Annotated in this window: 16 protein-coding genes and 1 tRNA gene; 7 read left to right on the plus strand and 10 right to left on the minus strand. The window is 70.9% G+C overall.

What is annotated here, in order from left to right:
* Positions 1–3: 3 nt before the first annotated feature.
* From GTY47_RS18135 to GTY47_RS18160, 6 genes are all read left to right on the plus strand, one after another.
* Positions 4–972, plus strand: coding sequence for an ABC transporter ATP-binding protein (locus GTY47_RS18135; RefSeq protein WP_010032859.1), 969 nt, complete (start codon positions 4–6; stop codon positions 970–972).
* Positions 962–1,876 (plus strand): membrane protein, encoded by a 915-nt coding sequence (locus GTY47_RS18140; protein WP_010032860.1) that lies wholly within the window; start codon positions 962–964, stop codon positions 1,874–1,876. The genes GTY47_RS18135 and GTY47_RS18140 overlap by 11 nt, the downstream gene beginning before the upstream one ends.
* Entirely contained in the window at positions 1,873–2,784 is a 912-nt protein-coding gene (locus GTY47_RS18145) for an ABC transporter ATP-binding protein (RefSeq protein WP_010032863.1), read from the plus strand. Before GTY47_RS18140 ends, GTY47_RS18145 begins: the two co-directional genes overlap by 4 nt.
* 9 nt (positions 2,785–2,793) lie before the next feature.
* The gene (locus tag GTY47_RS18150) at positions 2,794–3,513 is read left to right on the plus strand and encodes an ABC transporter permease subunit (RefSeq protein ID WP_010032865.1); all 720 of its coding nucleotides are present in this window, start codon (positions 2,794–2,796) and stop codon (positions 3,511–3,513) included.
* A 102-nt stretch (positions 3,514–3,615) separates the two neighbouring features.
* Positions 3,616–3,870 carry a hypothetical protein gene (locus GTY47_RS18155; protein ID WP_010032866.1) on the plus strand — a complete coding sequence of 85 codons (255 nt, stop codon included), beginning with the start codon at positions 3,616–3,618 and terminating at the stop codon, positions 3,868–3,870.
* 276 nt (positions 3,871–4,146) lie between these two features.
* A tRNA-OTHER gene (locus GTY47_RS18160) sits at positions 4,147–4,251 on the plus strand.
* A gap of 39 nt (positions 4,252–4,290) precedes the next feature.
* Here GTY47_RS18160 and GTY47_RS18165 read toward each other — a convergent pair.
* The 9 genes from GTY47_RS18165 to GTY47_RS18205 form a co-directional block, all read right to left on the minus strand.
* Complete coding sequence (locus GTY47_RS18165) at positions 4,291–5,097, minus strand: HAD family hydrolase (protein ID WP_010032868.1); 807 nt, start codon at positions 5,095–5,097, stop codon at positions 4,291–4,293.
* Entirely contained in the window at positions 5,094–6,371 is a 1,278-nt protein-coding gene (gene serS, locus GTY47_RS18170; RefSeq protein ID WP_010032869.1) for a serine--tRNA ligase, read from the minus strand. Before serS ends, GTY47_RS18165 begins: the two co-directional genes overlap by 4 nt.
* A gap of 518 nt (positions 6,372–6,889) precedes the next feature.
* Complete coding sequence (gene pheA, locus GTY47_RS18175) at positions 6,890–7,822, minus strand: prephenate dehydratase (protein ID WP_010032872.1); 933 nt, start codon at positions 7,820–7,822, stop codon at positions 6,890–6,892.
* Positions 7,823–7,884: 62 nt separating this feature from the next.
* Positions 7,885–9,174: an iron uptake transporter deferrochelatase/peroxidase subunit gene (gene efeB, locus GTY47_RS18180; RefSeq protein ID WP_010032875.1), complete on the minus strand. Its 1,290-nt coding sequence runs from the start codon at positions 9,172–9,174 to the stop codon at positions 7,885–7,887.
* Between the two features lie 6 nt (positions 9,175–9,180).
* A complete protein-coding gene (locus GTY47_RS18185; RefSeq protein WP_010032880.1) occupies positions 9,181–11,205 on the minus strand; it encodes a copper resistance protein CopC in 2,025 nt (674 codons plus the stop codon).
* 13 nt (positions 11,206–11,218) lie between these two features.
* Positions 11,219–11,692, minus strand: coding sequence for a copper chaperone PCu(A)C (locus GTY47_RS18190; RefSeq protein WP_010032883.1), 474 nt, complete (start codon positions 11,690–11,692; stop codon positions 11,219–11,221).
* Positions 11,689–12,342, minus strand: a complete 654-nt coding sequence (locus GTY47_RS18195; protein ID WP_010032885.1) for an SCO family protein — start codon at positions 12,340–12,342, stop codon at positions 11,689–11,691. Before GTY47_RS18195 ends, GTY47_RS18190 begins: the two co-directional genes overlap by 4 nt.
* A gap of 92 nt (positions 12,343–12,434) precedes the next feature.
* The gene (locus GTY47_RS18200) at positions 12,435–13,175 is read right to left on the minus strand and encodes a YcnI family protein (protein WP_010032886.1); all 741 of its coding nucleotides are present in this window, start codon (positions 13,173–13,175) and stop codon (positions 12,435–12,437) included.
* Positions 13,176–13,332: 157 nt separating this feature from the next.
* Positions 13,333–14,148 carry a hypothetical protein gene (locus GTY47_RS18205; protein WP_010032887.1) on the minus strand — a complete coding sequence of 272 codons (816 nt, stop codon included), beginning with the start codon at positions 14,146–14,148 and terminating at the stop codon, positions 13,333–13,335.
* A 222-nt stretch (positions 14,149–14,370) separates the two neighbouring features.
* On the opposite strand from GTY47_RS18205, the gene GTY47_RS18210 reads away from it, so the two are divergent.
* On the plus strand, positions 14,371–14,841 hold the full coding sequence (locus GTY47_RS18210) for an ATP-binding protein (RefSeq protein WP_010032889.1): 471 nt from the start codon (positions 14,371–14,373) through the stop codon (positions 14,839–14,841).
* Between the two features lie 98 nt (positions 14,842–14,939).
* On the opposite strand, the gene GTY47_RS18215 is transcribed toward GTY47_RS18210, so the two are convergent.
* Positions 14,940–17,933, minus strand: coding sequence for a glycine--tRNA ligase (locus tag GTY47_RS18215; protein WP_010032894.1), 2,994 nt, complete (start codon positions 17,931–17,933; stop codon positions 14,940–14,942).
* Between the last annotated feature and the right edge of the window lie 11 nt (positions 17,934–17,944).

Consider the following 17,944-nt stretch of genomic DNA (forward strand, 5'->3'; position numbering starts at 1 on the left):
ACTGTGATCGCGACCGAAAGCCTGAGCAAGCGGTTCCCCCGGGTGACCGCGCTTGACCGGCTCTCCGTGGACGTCGGGCCCGGTGTGACCGGACTCGTCGGAGCCAACGGAGCCGGCAAGTCCACACTGATCAAGATCCTGCTGGGTCTGTCCCCCGCCACCGAGGGCCGTGCCGAAGTGCTCGGCCTCGACGTCGCCACCAAGGGCGCCGACATCCGCGAGCGGGTCGGCTACATGCCCGAGCACGACTGCCTGCCGCCGGACGTCTCGGCCACCGAGTTCGTCGTCCACATGGCGCGCATGTCCGGCCTGCCGCCCACCGCCGCCCGCGAGCGCACGGCCGACACCCTGCGCCACGTCGGTCTGTACGAGGAGCGCTACCGCCCCATCGGTGGTTACTCGACCGGCATGAAGCAGCGCGTGAAGCTCGCGCAGGCCCTCGTCCACGACCCGCAGCTGGTCTTCCTGGACGAGCCGACCAACGGCCTCGATCCGGTCGGCCGCGACGAGATGCTCGGCCTGATCCGCCGGATCCACACCGACTTCGGCATCTCGGTCCTGGTCACCTCGCACCTGCTGGGAGAACTGGAGCGCACCTGCGACCACGTCGTCGTCATCGACGGCGGCAAGCTCCTGCGCTCCAGCTCCACCACGGACTTCACGCAGATCACGACGACCCTCGCGATCGAGGTCACCGACACCGACGAGCACCCGGACGGCACCCGCGCGGTGCGCGATGCGCTGCACGCGCGCGGGGTGAGCGTCCAGGACGGCAGCGGTCTGCCGGGCGCCGGCCACGTCCTGCTGCTCACCGCGCAGGGCGAGGAGACGTACGACCTGGTCCGGGACGTGATCGCGGACCTCGGGCTCGGCCTGGTGCGCATGGAGCAGCGCCGGCACCACATCTCCGAGGTCTTCACGACCAGTGACCAGCACGAGCAGCGGAAGGAGGCGGTCGGCCATGGCGGTTGAGCACTCCACGGGGGCAGCCCCGGTGCCGGGTGACCAGACCCGCATCCACAACATCGGCTACCGCAACTACGACGGCCCCCGCCTGGGCCGCGCCTACGCCCGCCGCTCGCTGTACTCGCAGTCCCTGCGCGGCTCCTACGGCCTCGGCCGCTCGGTGAAGTCGAAGGTGCTGCCGATGCTGCTGTTCGTGGTGATGTGCGTGCCCGCGGCCATCATGGTCGCCGTCGCGGTCTTCACCAAGGCCAAGGAACTGCCCCTGGACTACACGCGCTACGCGATCGTCATGCAGGCGGTCATCAGCCTGTACGTCGCCTCGCAGGCACCCCAGTCCGTCTCACGCGACCTGCGCTTCAAGACCGTTCCGCTGTACTTCTCGCGCCCCATCGAGATCGCCGACTACGTCCGCGCCAAGTTCGCGGCGCTGGCCTCGGCGCTGTTCGTCCTCACGGCCGCTCCCCTGCTCGTGCTCTATGTGGGCGCGCTGCTGGCCAAGCTCGACTTCGCCGACCAGACCAAGGGATTCGCACAGGGAATCGTCTCCGTGGCACTGCTCTCACTGCTCTTCGCCGGCATCGGCCTGGTCATCGCGTCCTTCACCCCGCGCCGCGGCTTCGGCATCGCGGCCGTGATCGCCGTACTGACCATCACCTACGGCGCGGTCTCCACCCTCCAGGCCATCGCCGACGCCCAGGGCAGCAGCGCCGCCGTGCCGTGGATCGGGCTGTTCTCGCCCATCACGCTCATCGACGGCGCGCAGTCCGCGTTCCTGGGCGCGACCTCCGCCTTCCCCGGCGGGGTGGGCCCGAGCAACGCCGAGGGCGTCGTCTACGTCCTCGTCGCCCTGGGCCTGATCGCGGCGAGCTACGGCCTCCTGATGCGCCGCTACAAGAAGGTGGGACTGTGACCACGCTCTCCATCGACCACGTCTCCCGCTGGTTCGGCAACGTGGTCGCCGTCAACGACATCACCATGACCATCGGCCCCGGCGTCACGGGTCTGCTGGGCCCCAACGGCGCCGGAAAGTCCACCCTCATCAACATGATGGGCGGCTTCCTGGCCCCCTCCACCGGCACGGTCACCCTCGACGGCCAGGCCGTGTGGCGCAACGAGCAGATCTACAAGCACATCGGCGTCGTCCCCGAGCGGGAGGCGATGTACGACTTCCTCACCGGGAAGGAGTTCGTCCTCGCCAACGCCGAGCTGCACGGCCTGGGCGCCAAGGCGGCCCAGCGGGCGCTCGCCACGGTCGAGATGGAGTACGCGCAGGACCGCAAGATCCAGACGTACTCCAAGGGCATGCGCCAGCGCGTGAAGATGGCCTCGGCCCTGGTCCACGACCCGTCCCTGCTCCTGCTGGACGAGCCCTTCAACGGCATGGACCCGCGCCAGCGCATGCAGCTCATGGACCTGCTGCGCCGCATGGGCGACGAGGGCCGCACGGTGCTTTTCTCGTCCCACATCCTCGAAGAGGTCGAGCAACTCGCCTGGCACATCGAGGTCGTCGTCGCCGGCCGGCACGCCGCCAGCGGTGACTTCCGCAAGATCCGCCGTCTGATGACCGACCGGCCGCACCGCTACCTGGTGCGCTCCAGCGACGACCGCGCCCTCGCGGCCGCGCTGATCGCCGACCCGTCGACGTCCGGCATCGAGGTCGACCTCGCCGAGGGCGCGCTGCGCATCCAGGCCGTCGACTTCGGCCGCTTCACGGCCCTGCTGCCGCGGGTGGCCAGGGACCACGGCATCCGGCTGCTCACGGTCTCGCCGTCCGACGAGTCCCTCGAGTCCGTCTTCTCGTACCTCGTCGCGGCGTAGGAGGCCCTGATGTACGACCCCACAGTCGCCCGGCTCACGTACCGGGCCCTGCTCGGCCGGCGCCGGGCCCTCATCCTCGGAGCCCTGCCGCTGCTGCTCATCGCCATCTCGGTGGTGGTGCGTTTCCTCGCCGGGGCGGACGACCAGACGGCGGCGGACCTGCTGGGCGGCCTCGCCCTCGCCACGATGGTGCCGATCATCGGCGTCATCGCCGGAACCGGCGCGATCGGGCCGGAGATCGACGACGGCTCGGTGGTGTACCTGCTCTCCAAGCCGATCAAACGCCCGGCGATCATCTTCACCAAGCTGATCGTCGCGATCGCGGTGACGATGGTGTTCTCCGCGGTGCCGACGCTCATCGCGGGCTTCATCCTGAACGGCAACGGCCAGCAGATCGCCGTCGCCTACACGGTGGCCGCACTGGTCGCCTCCATCGCGTACGCGGCCCTGTTCCTGCTGCTCGGCACGGTCTCCCGGCACGCGGTGGTGTTCGGGCTCGTCTACGCGCTGGTCTGGGAGGCCCTGTTCGGCTCCCTGGTGCCGGGCGCCCGCACGCTGAGCGTCCAGCAGTGGGCGCTGGCCGTGGCCCAGAAGGTGTCCGGCGGCGACCTGGTGACCTCGGACGTCGGCCTCACCACGGCGACGGTGCTGCTGGTCGCCGTCACGGTGCTGGCCACCTGGTACGCCGGTCAGAAGCTGCGCTCGCTGACCCTCGCCGGCGAGGAGTGACGTGCCCCGGCCTTGACGGGGGCTTCACCCCTGTCAGGGCACACTGGGCGAACGGAACGCAGGGATGTCGCACGGAAGTTGGACGGCTGGAAGGGGACGGGGATGGCGGCCGAGAGGGCTCAGTACGACGACCGCGGACAGTCGGGATCCGGCTCCGGAGACGGCGCCTGGGACGACCTCGTCCTGGACGACGACTTCATACGCTCCGCCGAGACCTCCGAGCCGTCCGCCCGCGCCCGGATGCTCGCCGCGCGCTGGCGCCGCGAGGAACCGGAGCCGCAGCCCTGGCGGTCGGACGAGCCGCCTGCGGGCTGGTTCTTCAGCAAGGCCCGGCGGCGCAGGTGGCGCAAGCGCTGACCGACCCCCGTCCGGCCGCCGATTTAATCGGTGGCGTCCTTTTCGCCCGGCAGGCAGAGTAGTCGTGTCCCTGCCGGACGACGAGTCCGGCGTCACGTTCTGGGAGAGGAGCCGGACGATGTCCATGTACGGCAGTACGTCCAGCTCCCTTCAGGGCAGCCCGCGGCGGGCTCCGGAGTAATCGCTACCCCTCCGTAGAGCCCGCCCCACACGGGGAGCTGCCCGGGGCGGCCGCTTCGAGCACGCGAATCGCACGTCGCGTGAGGCCGCCCACCCGGAGGATTGGCCGAGTGGCAAGGCACTGGCTTGCGCTGTGTTTGATCAGGAGCGAGTCATGGTCGGGCTGGAAAGCCCGCGCACGTTCGATCCGTGCATCCTCCGCCGAACGCGATACCCAAGGGAAGCGCGAGGACTGAAGGTTCAGCCCAGCAGCCGCTCGAGCACCACGGCGATCCCGTCCTCCTCGTTCGAGGACGTCACCTCGTCGGCCACCGCCTTCAGTTCCTCGTGGGCGTCCGCCATCGCCACACCGTAGGAGGCCCAGGCGAACATCGGTATGTCGTTGGGCATGTCGCCGAAGGCGATCGTGTCGGCCGCCTTCACCTTGAGCCGACGCGCCGCCAGGGACAGGCCGGTCGCCTTGGACAGGCCCAGAGGCAGGAGTTCGACGATGCCCTCGCCCGCCATGACGACGGTGACGAAACCGCCGGCGGTGCGCGTGGCCGCCTCGCACAGCTCGTCGTCCGAGAGCGTCGGGTGCTGGATGTACAGCTTGTTCAGGGGCGCGCTCCACAGGTCCGACGCGTCCGTGAACGGGGTCGCGGGCAGATTGCCGTGGGCCGCGTAGCCGGGACCCACCAGCACCTCGCCGTCGAGGCCGTCGCGGCTCGCCGCCAGGTACAGCGGGCCGACCTCCGCCTCGATCTTGGCCAGCGCCACTCCGGCCAGCTGCCGGTCCAGCGTCACCGACGTCAGCAACCGGTGGGCGCCGGCGTCGTACACCTGTGCGCCCTGGCCGCAGACGGCCAGCCCCTGGTAGCCGAGGTCGTCGAGGATGTGCCGGGTCCACGGGACCGCGCGGCCGGTGACGACGATGTGCGCGGCACCTGCCGAGGCGGCCTCGGCGAGCGCGTCACGGGTGCGGGGCGACACCGACTCGTCGGAACGCAGCAGCGTCCCGTCGAGGTCGGTCGCGATCAGCTGGTACGGGAAACCGGTGGTGGTCACTTGGCCACCGGCTCCAGGACCTCCCGGCCGCCCAGGTACGGACGCAGCACCTCGGGCACCCGCACCGAGCCGTCGGCCTGCTGGTGGTTCTCCAGGATCGCCACGATCGTGCGCGGCACGGCGCACAGCGTGCCGTTGAGCGTGGCCAGCGGGCGGACCTGCTTGCCGTCACGGACGCGGATCGACAGGCGGCGGGACTGGAACTCGGTGCAGTCCGAGGTCGAGGTCAGCTCGCGGTACTTGCCCTGCGTCGGGATCCACGCCTCGCAGTCGAACTTGCGCGACGCCGAGGCGCCAAGGTCGGCGCTCGCCACGTCGATCACGCGGTACGGCAGCTCCAGCGAGGTCAGCCACTGCTTCTCCCACTCCAGCAGCCGCTGGTGCTCGGCCTGCGAGTCCTCCGGGGCGACGTAGGAGAACATCTCGACCTTGTCGAACTGGTGCACGCGGAAGATGCCCCGGGTGTCCTTGCCGTGCGAGCCGGCCTCGCGGCGGAAGCAGGGCGAGAAGCCCGCGTAGCGCAGCGGCAGCTTCTCGGCGTCGAGGATCTCGTCCATGTGGTACGCGGCGAGCGGGACCTCGGACGTGCCGACCAGGTAGAGGTCGTCGGCCGCGAGGTGGTAGACGTCCTGCGCGGCCTGGCCGAGGAAGCCGGTGCCCGCCATGGACTGGGGGCGGACCAGGGCCGGGGTCAGCATCGGCGTGAAGCCGGCCGCGGTGGCCTGGGCCATCGCCGCGTTCACCAGGGCCAGCTCCAGCAGGGCGCCGACGCCCGTCAGGAAGTAGAAGCGCGAGCCGGAGACCTTGGCGCCCCGCTCGACGTCGATCGCGCCGAGGATCTGGCCGAGCTCCAGGTGGTCCCTGGGCTCGAAGCCCTCGGCGGTGAAGTCGCGGATCGTGCCGTGCGTCTCCAGCGTGACGAAGTCCTCCTCGCCGCCCACCGGCACGTCCGGGTGGACGAGGTTGCCGAGCCTCAGGAGCAGCTCCTGGGTCTCGGTGGCGGCCGCGTCGCGGTCCGCGTCGGCGGCCTTGACGTCGGCGGCGAGCTGGCCCGCCTTCTTCAGCAGCTCGGCCTTCTCGTCTCCGGAAGCCTTGGGGATGAGCTTGCCGAGCGCCTTCTGCTCGGCGCGCAGCTCGTCGAAGCGGACGCCGGACGACCTGCGCCGCTCGTCGGCAGACAGGAGGGAGTCGACGAGCGCGACGTCCTCTCCACGGGCGCGCTGCGACGCGCGCACACGGTCGGGGTCCTCACGGAGCAGGCGAAGGTCAATCACGCGCCCAAGGCTACCGGTGCGGGGTGACCGCCCACGACTCACTATTCCGGGCGTAGCTTACATACCGTTATGGGGGAATTGCGCACTGTGTCAATATACCGACCACCTCTCCCCGGAACGAGGCATCCGCAGGGCGCGACGTTGACTCGAATCCCTTGTGGGGAACGGGACTTGGGGCTCGGTTGTCCACAGGGATCCACACCCGCCCAAAAGTTATCCACAGGCTGTGTGGAAGATCTGTGGACGTCGGAATTGATCACTCCGGAAGGCTCTGCCGCACCGAAGAATTCCCGGTGCAAACCTGCCCTGTCCTCACTTTCGAGTGGAAATGGGTCACCCCGAAGAGTTACGCAAGGGAAAACGGTAGACGAAGGGTGACCTGCACGCCGATGGACGCATCAGGTGCCTGTAGGGCGATTTGTCGACTGACCAACACTTCGTTGTCGACTTGTCCCCAGGTCGAGAACCAAGCCTGTGGATAACTTCTGTGGATAACGACAATCAGCAGGTACGACGGCCTAGAACCGGCCGTCCTGGCACCGCGCCACCCAGTCCGCCGCCGCCACGAACTCCTCGTCCGACGTCCCCAGCCGCGGCGGCTGGACATCCCCCGGCTTCATGTCCGCGCGCGGATAGGAGCCGAGATAACGCACCTGGAGGCAGATCCGCTTCAGGCCCATCAGGGCTTCGGCCACCCGGCGGTCGGAGATATGGCCCTCGGCGTCGATGCAGAAGCAGTAGTTGCCGATGCCCGCGCCGGTGGGCCGGGACTGGAGCAGCATCAGGTTGATGCCGCGCGTGGCGAACTCGCCCAGCAGATCGCGCAGGCCTCCGGGGTGGTCGTCGCGCTGCCACAGCACGACGGAGGTCTTGTCCGCGCCGGTCGGCGCCGCGGGCCGGGCGGGCCGGCCGACCAGCACGAACCGCGTCTGGGCGTTCTCCGCGTCGTGGATCCCGGTCTCCAGGGCCTCCAGGCCGTAGCGGGCGGCCGCGAACTCGCCGGCGAAGGCGGCGTCGTACTGACCCTCCTGGACCAGCCGGGCGGCGTCCGCGTTCGAGGCGGCCGACTCCCAGTGGGCGTCCGGGAGGTGCTTCTTCAGCCAGTTGCGCACCTGCGGCTGCGCGGCCGGGTGGGCGGAGACGGTCTTGATGTCCGACAGCTTGGTGCCGGGGCGGACCAGCAGCGCGAAGGTGATCGACAGCAGCACCTCGCGGTAGATCATCAGCGGCGCGCCGGCGACCAGTTCGTCGAGGGTGGTGGTGATGCCGCCCTCGACGGAGTTCTCGATCGGCACGAACGCGGCCTCGGCCTCGCCGGCGCGTACCGCGTCGAGCGCGGACTGGACGGACACGTACGGGATGAGCTCCCGGGTGGCGGCCTCGGGAAGCGTGCGCAGGGCGACTTCGGTGAAGGTGCCCTCGGGGCCGAGATACGCATAGCTCGCTGGCATGACCTCACCCTAGTGGGCCCGCGGAAGCGCTATCCCCCACAAGCCCGCCCAGAGACCAACTCTCACCCCTCCAGCAACTTCTGTCCCACGTACTCGCCCTCCGCGGCCCCACCGGGCACCGCGAACAGCCCGCTCGACTCGTGCCGGATGAACTGCGACAGGGCGTCGCCGCGGTCGAGCTTGCGCTGCACCGGCACGAAGCCGCGCAGCGGATCGGCCTGCCAGCAGATGAAGAGCAGGCCCGCGTCCGGGACCCCGTCCGGGTCGATGCCGTCGTGGAAGGAGAACGGGCGGCGGAGCATCGCCGCGCCACCGTTCTGGTCGGGCCGTGTGATGCGGGCGTGGGCGTTGATCGGGACGACCAGGTTGCCCCGGGAGTCCGTCTTCTCCAGGTCCATCTCGGTCGTCTCGGTGCCGCCGGACAGCGCCGCCCCGTCGGACTTGCGGCGGCCTATCACGTCCTCCTGGGCCTTGACGGAGAGCTTCTCCCAGTCGTCGAGGAGCATGCGGATACGGCGTACGACGGCGTAGGAGCCGTTCGCCATCCAGGCCGGTTCGCCCTTCTCCGGCACGAAGATCCGCTGGTCGAAGTCGGCCTCGGACGGCTTCGGATTGCGGGTGCCGTCGATCTGCCCCATCAGGTTGCGGGCCGTCATGGGGTGGGCGGTCGCGCCCGGCGAGCGGTTGAAGCCGTTCATCTGCCAGCGCACCTTGGCGGCCCGGCCCGCGTCCTTCTGGATCGCGCGCAGGGCGTGGAAGGCCACGAGGGCGTCGTTGGCGCCGACCTGCACCCACAGGTCGCCGTTGCTGCGGTTCCTGTCGAGGTGGTCGGAGGAGAACTCGGGCAGCGGGTCCAGGGCGGTCGGCCGCTGCTGCTCCAGGCCGGTCCTGCCGAAGAAGCTGTGGCCGAAGCCGAAGGTGATCGTCAGCGACGAGGGTCCGGCGTCGCGGGCCACATCGGTGTCGTCGTGCGCGCTCGGCTCGCCCGCCATCAGCCGCCGGGCGGTCTCCGACCAGCGGCGCAGCAGGGCGGCGGCCTCCTTGCGGCCGGCGCCTGCCGCCAGGTCGAAGGCGACGAGGTGGCCGCGGGCCTGGAGGCCCTCGGTGATGCCGGGCTGATGTTTCCCGTGAAACATCGCCCGGTCGGTGCCGAGCGAGGTGAGCGGAGCGGCGGCGTCGGAGGGGGCGGCGGCGTATCCGACGGCCGCGCCCGCCGTGCCGAGGACGAGCCCGGTGGCACCGGCGGTGCCGAGCAGGCGGCGCCGTGAGATGCCGTCCTGGGCAGGGGCCGCTTCGGTCTCCCCCGGCACGGTGCCGGGGGTACGGGCTTGCGGAATGGACTGGTCAGCCATGGTGGTTCAGCCGATCTGCGCGTTCTTGGAGACGGTCACCTCGTCGATGTCGGAGGTCCGCACGGTCACGTCGACCTTCCAGTCGCCGGCCATGGGGATCTGCACTCCGTTCGCCGACCAGTGTCCGGTTGCGATGTGGTCGGGGACGACGGGCAGCGGCCCGATGTCCTTGGCTTTGAGGGTGAAGTCGACCTTGACCTCGGGGATGTCGAAGGCCCCGCCGCCTGGCCGCTCCACGTAGACGTGCATCTCGTTGTCGCCCACGCGTGCGGGGTCGAGGTCGACCGTGACGATGCCCTTGCCGTCCTGGCCGCCGGTGTCGAAGGGCATGTTCAGGGTCAGTGCCCCGGACCCGCTCGTGTCGGGCGCGGTGGACGCGGAGGACGATGTGGCGGCCTTGGCCTCCTGCTCCGTGCGTCCCGGCTCGGTCTGTGTGAGGACGGTGGTGACGGCGAGCAGGACGACCGCGATGCCGGCCTCGGTCAGCACGGAGCGGCGCAGGCCGGAGCGGTTCGGGTCGGCGTCCCGCAGCCGCTTCTGCCGGGCGGCGTCCCGGGCGGCCCGTTGCCGGGCGAGCTGCGCGGCCCGCTCGGTGTCGGCGGGCTCGGAATCAGGCTGCTCGTCGGACTCGGCGTCGGCGTCGGTGTCCGTGTCGGTGTCGGCGTCGGCAGCGGCCTCTGGGTCCGTGCCGGTCTCGTCATTGCCGGTCACAGCGGGCTCGGCCGGACCGGCAGCGTCACCGGAGGCATCGGCCCCTGCTCCGACCCGCGCCTTCTCCCGCTCCGCCGATGCCGGCACCGCTTCCGCCAGGCGCCCGGTCCACCGGCGCGAGATCCACGCGACGCCGACCAGGACCGCCACGAGGGCGATCTTGGCGAGGAGCAGTTGTCCGTACCGCGTGTCGGTGAAGGCCGACCAGGAGCCGAGCTGGCGCCAGGACTGGTACGTCCCGGTCGCGATCAGCGCGACGACGCTGCCGAAGGCGACGCGGGAGAAGCGGCGTACGGCCGTCGCGTCGACGGGCGCGTCGGCCGGTGCCCGGTACAGGGCGATCAGCAGCGCGCCCAGCCCGCCGAGCCACGCGGCGACGGCGAGCAGATGGAGGACGTCGACCGGCATGGCGATGCCCGCCTGGAGCCCGACCGAGGCGTGCTCGGACATCGCCCAGCTCGCGGCGAGTCCGGCCGCCACGACGACGCCGCCGATAGCGAGCCCGAAGGTCAGGTCGCGCTTCTCCTGGGGGTCCTCCCGCTTGTCGTACGCCCCGAACAGTACGGCGATGAACAGCGCCGCCGCGGCGAGCAGCAACAGCCGGGACACCAGGGCCGCGCCGGTCTTGGTCTGGAGCACCTGCCCGAGCAGGGACAGGTCGAAGACGTCGGCGACCTTCCCGGAGCCGGTGAAGGAGCCGCGCAGGAGCAGCAGGGCGAGGGTGGCGGCGGTCAGCGCGAGCCACCCGGAGACGACGAATCGCTGCACGGGCCGCACCCCGGAGCCGCGCGGCCAGCAGGCGAGTACGAAGGCGGCGCCGCCGGCCATCACGATGAACCCGGCGTAGGACACGTACCGCCCGAAGCCGTACAGCCAGCCGACCACGCCGTCGTCGGTCGACTGCCCGGAGACCGACACGGACGTCTTGGAGGGGGCACCGATGGAGAAGGTGTAGGCACCGGCCACGGGATGGCTGTCCGCGGACACCACCTGGTAGGCGACCGTGTAGGTGCCGTCGGGCAGTCCGGAATGGAGCCGCACGGCGTAGGTCGTGCCGCTGACACCGGACGGTTCGCCCGCGTCGACGCGCTTGCCCTCGGGGTCGAGCACGCGCAACGAGTCGTCGGACAGCGCGACCTGCTCGGAGAAGGTGAGCGAGATCCGGGCCGGTGCCTTGTCGACCACCGCCCCCTGCGCGGGGTCGCTGCCGGTCACCGCGGCGTGCGCGGAGGCCGGACCTGCTCCGGCCAGGAGTGCGCAGGCCGCGGCCAGGAGCAGCAGCACCACAGTCCGGACACGGGGGGCGATGGTCTGCGTCACAGTGGTCCCTCCCTCAGTGTCCGGTCTTCGGGTTGTAGGTCGCCGACTTCACCGGCATCTCGACCTTGACCGGGCCGGAGTGGGCGAAGTGGAGCTCGACGGAGACCGTCTGACCTTCCTTCGGCTTGCGCTTCAGCTGCTCGAACATCAGGTGGTTGCCGCCGCTCTTCAGCACGAGTTCGCCGTGGGCGGGGACCTTCAGGGCCTTGACCTCCTGCATGGCCCCGCCGGTGGTCTCGTGAACGGTGACCTGCCCGGCGACGTCGCTGGTGACCGAGGTCAGCTCGTCGGCGGCACCGCCCTTGTTGGTGACGGTGAAGAAGCCGGCCGCCATCTCGTCGGAGACGGGCTGCGGCATGTACGCGGAGCCCACGGAGAGTTCCGCCTTGCCGCTCCCGGAACCGGAGTCCGAGGCCGAGCCGCCGCAACCCGCCAGGGCCAGTGCCCCGGCTATGACGAGGGCCGCAGGTGCGAGTCGCCGCCTCACGGGTTCTCTCCCTTGGCGATCTTGGGGAGGTCCTTGGTGTAGTCGTCGACGGTGGCGTCCTCGCCGTAGAGCACATAGCCGCCGTCGGTCTTCGGCGAGAAGGCGATGACCTGGGTGCCGTGCTCGGAGATGATCTTGCCGTTCTTGTCCTTGTGCGGCGGATCGATGGAGATGCCGAGGGTGCGGGCTCCGGCCTGGATGGTGGCGAAGTCGCCGGTGAGGCCGATGAACTGCGGGTCGATGCCCTTGAGCCACTTGCCGAGCTCGGCCGGCTTGTCGCGGTCCGGGTCGGTGGTGACGAACACGACACGCATCTCGTCCTGCTCGGCCTTGGGCAGCTGCTTCTTGGCCACGGCGATGTTGCTCATCGTCGACGGGCAGACGTCGGGGCAGTGGGTGTAGCCGAAGTAGATCAGCGTGGGCTTGCCCTCGGTCTCCTTGCGGAGGTCGTACTTCTTGCCCTGCGTGTCGGTGAGGACCAGGTCCGGCTTCTCGAACGGCTTGTCGAGAACGGTGGCGGCCTTGTCGCTGCCGGCCTGCTCGGACACGACGGCGACCGGCTTGTCGCTGTCGTTGCCGCTGCCGCAGGCGGTCAGGGTCAGGGAGGCCGCGGCGAGCAGAGCGGCCGCGGCGAAGGTCTTGGTGCGCATAGAAAATGTCCCAGATGTCGGTGACCCGGCGCGCACCGGGGTTTCCGCCCGGGGGGGGGGTGACCCGGTGCGCGCCGGCAACGGAAGCGGCGTCAGGCGTTGGTGCGCCGACGCCCGGCCAGCACGCCGTAGGCGACGCCCGCCGCGCCGACCACGATGCCGACGATGCCCAGGACGCGGGCGGTCGTGTCGGTGCTGCCGGAGGAGGTGGTGTCGGCGGCGGTGTCGGCGGAGGCCTTCTCCGCCGACGTGGCGCCGGAGGCCTCGTCGCCCGAGGAGGCGTGGTGCCCGTCGTCGGAGGCGGCGGACAGCTCCAGCACCGGGGCCGGGTTGTCGGGCTCCTCCTGGCCCTCCTGCGGTACCTCGATCCAGCGGACGATCTCCTTGTTGGAGTACGTCTGGAGGGCCTTGAAGACCAGCTGGTCGGTGTCCTCGGGAAGTTGGCCGATCGAGACCGGGAACTTCTCGAAGTAGCCGGGCTCGATGCCCTTGCCGTCGGCGGTCCAGGTGACCTTGGTGACGGCCTCGGAGATCTTCTCGCCGTGCATCTCCAGCGGCTTGTCCAGCTTGGACTTGGTGACGTCGATCTTCCAGCCGGGCATCGGCTCCGGCATCACCGAGGCCAGCGGGTGGTCGGTGGGGAAGTTGACCTCGAGCTTGGTGGTCGAGGCGTCGTCCCGCTCGTTGGGGACCTTGAAGTCGACGACCGCGTAGCCGCCCTTGGCGGCTGCGCCCTCGGGCTGCACGCTGACGTGCGCGAAGGCGGGGACGGACAGGGCGAGAACGGTGATGCCGGCGGCGGCACCGGCCGCGGCGATACGGGAAGCCTTCATGGAAGGAGCACTCCGCTGTGAGTCGGTCCGGATGGGAAGGGATACGCGCACGCGCGCGGGCCGCACGACCGCGGCCCCCCTCCAAGCCGTCCGAGGCATCCGGAATCAACCGAATCAACCGGATCGTACGAAAAGGCGGAGTGGTGGTCGCGTCGCGTCAGGCGGCGAGGGCGAGTGCGGATGCGCGAGCCGTGGCGGTCGGCGGGCCGCGCCGGATCACCGTGTGCTGAAGTGCGGTCGTGCGCGGCATCGCAGGCGCGGGCCGCGCGGCCTGCACGGGGCGCGGACAGGCCTCCGGGGCTCCCGGCAGCCCGGCGCGCAGGGCGCGCACCAGCGCGAGCGCGGCCCGCAGGGAGCGCACGAGCGCCCCTTCCGTGACTCCCTGCGCCGATAGTTCGGTGAGCCGCAGCAGGGCCAGGTCGCCGTGGCGCAACAGCCAGCCGGCGGCGATGGCCGCGAGGACGTGGCCGAGCAGCATCGGCAGGGACGGCCACAGCGAGGTCGACGCCCCGGCGTCCGTCGGCAGATGCGTGTGCGTGCCCGGGGCCGGCTGGATCCGGGCTTCGGTGAGGATCTTGTGCGCCTGCGCCGGGCTGATCGCCGCCGCCGTCGTGCCGCACACGAACCGCGCGGCCTGCTGGACCAGCGTGGCGTCGCTCGTGCCCGCCGGCACCGACGATGTGACGGCGGCCGTGCCGTGCTGACCGAGTCCGAACAGGGCGTGCAACACCGTCTGACCGGCCGCGAGCAGTGCCGCGATCCCCGGCAGCGAGCGCACGCGCCCGGCGAACGGTGCCGCCACGGCGACCACCCCGAGGAACCCGGCGACCAGCGTCCACAACGGAATGCCGTCGCAGGAGGCGAGCGCGTGACCTGCCCCGGCCAGCACGACACAGACCGCGGCGAACACCGCGGCCCGCAGGATCCGGAGCGTGAGTCCGGAGCGCGTCGCGCGCGCGTGGGGGGCAGTCATGGCGGGCTCATCATCGCACTGGCCACCCGGGCCTCGTGCGGCAGGTCCGCAAGATGCCCTACGACCGGAACGTCACTCTCTGACCCCTCCCGCCCCCACATACACCGATCAGAGCTGGGGCGCATCCGCCGTATGGGCGGCGTCACGTCAACTTCACGCTTACATGCGGGGACTCGGGGCAATACGTAACGGTATGTCGAGCCGCGGCCGGGAGGCTGGAGCATGAGCATCTGGTGGTCACTCCATCTGCGGCGCGAAGCTGCCAGCGTGCCGCTCGCCAGGCGCCTTCTGATCGGCACCATGGAGACCGCGGGCGTCGACCCCGACATCTCCTACGACCTCTCCGTCGCCCTCAGCGAGGCCTGCGCGAACGCCGTGGAGCACGGCGGGGACACAGCACGGGGCGGCCCCGGTTCGGAGGCCTACCGGGTCACGGCGTACCTCGACGGCGAGAAGTGCCGGATCGAGGTCGCCGACGCGGGCCCAGGGTTTCCCGCGGGTTCGGCCGGCCGGTCCCGCCCGCCGATCCGGCCCGCGCACACCGACGCGGAGAACGGCAGAGGGCTGTGCCTCATCGAGGAGCTGGCCGACCATGTCCACATCGGCAACAAGCCGGGCCGGGGCGGGGCCGTGGTGAGCTTCGACAAAGTCCTCAAGTGGCGCGAGGACGCCGCGCCGCTGATGGCGGTCTGACCTCTGCGGACGTCCGATCGGCTGGGATCCGGTGTTTCACGTGAAACGTCAGCCCCGTAACCCTCCGCCCCACCCCTCCGCGCTCTTGCGCCCGCCTCCTACAGCGCACCCCAGTCCAGCGTCGTACGCGCCAGCCCCGCCACCTGCGTGAGCAGCGCAAGCCGGGCCGCGCGGACCGCCGGGTCGGGGTCCATCACCAGCACCTCTTCGAAGAAGGCGCTGATCGCGTCGACCAGTGGAGCGGAGACCTCGATCAACGCGCCGAGGTCGTCCTCGCGGCCGTGCAGGGCCTGGCGCACTGCGTCGGCGCTCTCGGCGAGACGCAGCTCGGCGGGCGCGGTCAGCAAGGACAGATCCGCCGCCTCGACGCCGCCCTCGGGAAGGATGCGCACGACCCGCTGGAACGCGGCAGCGAGTGCCTCGAACTCCTCCGTGCCGATGTGCCGCTCCAGCGTGGCCAGGGTGCGGTCGCCGTGGGAGGGCAGGTCGGCCCACACCAGGACGGCCTGAACGAGCCGATGCTCGTGCCCGGCGTCCGTGAGCTGCTGCTCGTAGCGCCGGGTGATCAGCTCGGCGGCCTCGGCGACCCGCTCGGCGGGCACTTCGACGCCCTGCGCGGCGTACCGTACGGCCGCCGCGCGCAGTCCTTCGCTCACCCGCACCCCGGACACGGCAGGACGACTCCGCAAGACGTTGAGCAGCCCGATCGCGGCCCGGCGCACCCCGTACGGATCGGAGCTCCCGGTCGGCGCGGCGCCGATCAAGAACATGCCCGTCACCAGGTCGAACCGGTCGGCGAGCGACAGCACGGCACCCGCGTCCCCGGCCGGCAGGGCGCCGCCGGCGGAGCGCGGCAGCTCCATCTCGGCCAGGGCCCGGGCAACCTCGGGGGACTCGCCGGCCCGGTGCGCGTACTCCTCGGCCATCACCCCGGCCAGTCCGGAGAACTCGATCACCATCTGTGACGCCAGGTCGAACTTGGCCAGCGCACCGGCGCGCCGGACGACGTCCACCGCCTCCCCGGGGAGCCCGGCGCGCCCGGCCAGGTCGAGGGCGAGGGAGGCGATGCGGTCGGCGCGGTCGGCGACCGTACCGAGCCGGTCCTCGAACGTCAGCTTGTCCAGCCGGCGCCGGAACTCCGCCGGCGGCACCTTCAGGTCCGCCCGCCAGAAGAACGCGGCGTCCTCGTAACGGGCCCGCAGCACCGCCTCGTTGCCCGCCCGCACCACGTCGTCGTCGCACAGGGCGTTGGCGAAGGTGACGAAGTGCGGCATCAGCCGCTCGCCGTCCAGCACCGGCAGATAGCGCTGGTGCTTGCGCATCACGGTGGTCAGGACGCTCGCGGGCAGTTCGAGGTAGCGCTCGTCGAAGGACCCCCGCACGGCGTAGGGGAACTCCAGGATGTCGGTGATCTCGTCGATCAGATCGGCCTGACCCGCCACGTCGATCCGCCCACCCACCTCGGCCGCCGCCTCCACGGCACCCCGGACCACCGCGCCGCGCCGGGCGTCCCGGTCGAGCAGGATGCCGTGCATGTGCAGGAAGTGGGGGTAGCCCTCGGCCGAGGTGACGCGGACCTCCGGGTAAGGGGCCTGGCGCTGCACCCGTGTCGTGTCGCTCGCGGCGAGCGAGGAGACCACCACGGGCAGGGGAGTACGGCCCAGCAGCGCGAGCAGCCAGCGCACGGGCCGTGAGAACGACAGACCCGGGTCGCTCCACCGCATGTTGCGCCCGGCGCGCAGCCCCGACACGACCTCGGCCAGCAGATCGCTGAGCACCTCGACGGCCGGACGGCCTTCCTCGTGCCGGGTGACCGCCACGTACTCGACACCCTTGACATCGACGATCCGCACGTCCGTCGGTTCGGCGCCCTGGCTGCGGGCAAAGCCCAGCAGGGCCGCGGTGGGGGCGCCGTCCTTGAAGGCGGCGGCGACCTTGGGGCCGCGCACGGTCCGCATGGTGTCCCGCTCGCGGGGCTGCACGCCCTCGACCGTGATCACGATCCGGCGCGGCGTGGCCATCACGGTGATCGCGCCGTGGCCCAGCCGGGTCGCGGCCAGCTTGGCGGTGACCGACTCGCGCACCGCCTCGGTGGTGGCGGGGACGTCGGCGTACGGCAGTTCCTCCACGCCGATCTCGAACAGCAGCGTCTCGACGCCGGGCACCTTGGGCAGCGCGGCCCGCTCGGCCGGGGCCGGTGCGGCCGCCACTCCGAGCGGATGCTCCAGCGCGGCCCGCCGCCGCTCCCACAGCTTGGCCGACTCGTGCGTCAGGCCGCGCATCAGCGCGAACGCCTTGGCTCGCTCGGTGGTGCTGATCGCGCCGCGCGCGTCGAGCACGTTGAAGGTGTGGCTGCACTTGAGCACGTACGTGTACGCCGGGACCGGCAGCTCCAGGTCGAGCAGGCGCCGGGCCTCGGCCGCGTACGCCTCGAAGAGCCGGTGGTTGGTGTCGAGGTCGGCGTCGTCGAGGTAGTAGCGGCTCATCTCGTACTCGTTCTGCCCGAACACCTCGCCGTACGTGATGCCCGGCGCGTAGACGATGTCCTTGAAGTGGGACACGCCCTGAAGGTTCATCAGGATGCGTTCGAGGCCGTACGTGATCTCCACCGACACCGGGTCCAGGGCGACACCGCCGACCTGCTGGAAGTAGGTGAACTGGGTGATCTCCATGCCGTCCAGCCAGACCTCCCAGCCCAGTCCCCAGGCGCCGAGCGCGGGCGAGGCCCAGTTGTCCTCGACGAACCGCACGTCGTGCGCGTTCAGGTCGACGCCCAGTGCGCGCAGGCTGCCCAGGTACAGCTCCTGCGGGTTGCCCGGGTCGGGCTTGAGGATGACCTGGAACTGGGTGTGGGTCTGGAGCCGGTTCGGGTTCTCGCCGTAGCGCGAGTCGTCCGGCCGCACGCTCGGCTCCACGTAGGCGACGCTCCACGGCTCCGGGCCGAGCACCCGCAGCGCCGTGGCCGGGTTGGCCGTACCCGCTCCGACCTCGGTGTTCAACGGCTGCGTGATCATGCAGCCGTTGTCGCTCCAGTACTTCTGAAGGGTGAGGATGGCGTCCTGCATGGTCAGCGCCGTCTGGACGTTCTTCATGATGATCGCGC

Source organism: Streptomyces sp. SID5464 (assembly GCF_009862985.1).
Lineage (GTDB): Bacteria > Actinomycetota > Actinomycetes > Streptomycetales > Streptomycetaceae > Streptomyces > Streptomyces chartreusis_D.

What these genes read in the sequence shown, in the direction of transcription:
- GTY47_RS18140 (WP_010032860.1), top strand. Translation starts at nt 962, where the DNA reads ATGGCGGTTGAGCACTCCACGGGGGCAGCCCCGGTGCCGGGTGACCAG.
- GTY47_RS18150 (WP_010032865.1), top strand. Translation starts at nt 2,794, where the DNA reads ATGTACGACCCCACAGTCGCCCGGCTCACGTACCGGGCCCTGCTCGGC.
- GTY47_RS18155 (WP_010032866.1), top strand. Translation starts at nt 3,616, where the DNA reads ATGGCGGCCGAGAGGGCTCAGTACGACGACCGCGGACAGTCGGGATCC.
- pheA (WP_010032872.1), bottom strand. Translation starts at nt 7,822, where the DNA reads ATGCCAGCGAGCTATGCGTATCTCGGCCCCGAGGGCACCTTCACCGAA.
- efeB (WP_010032875.1), bottom strand. Translation starts at nt 9,174, where the DNA reads ATGGCTGACCAGTCCATTCCGCAAGCCCGTACCCCCGGCACCGTGCCG.
- GTY47_RS18195 (WP_010032885.1), bottom strand. Translation starts at nt 12,342, where the DNA reads ATGCGCACCAAGACCTTCGCCGCGGCCGCTCTGCTCGCCGCGGCCTCC.
- GTY47_RS18200 (WP_010032886.1), bottom strand. Translation starts at nt 13,175, where the DNA reads ATGAAGGCTTCCCGTATCGCCGCGGCCGGTGCCGCCGCCGGCATCACC.
- GTY47_RS18205 (WP_010032887.1), bottom strand. Translation starts at nt 14,148, where the DNA reads ATGACTGCCCCCCACGCGCGCGCGACGCGCTCCGGACTCACGCTCCGG.
- GTY47_RS18210 (WP_010032889.1), top strand. Translation starts at nt 14,371, where the DNA reads ATGAGCATCTGGTGGTCACTCCATCTGCGGCGCGAAGCTGCCAGCGTG.
- GTY47_RS18215 (WP_010032894.1), bottom strand. Translation starts at nt 17,933, where the DNA reads ATGAAGAACGTCCAGACGGCGCTGACCATGCAGGACGCCATCCTCACC.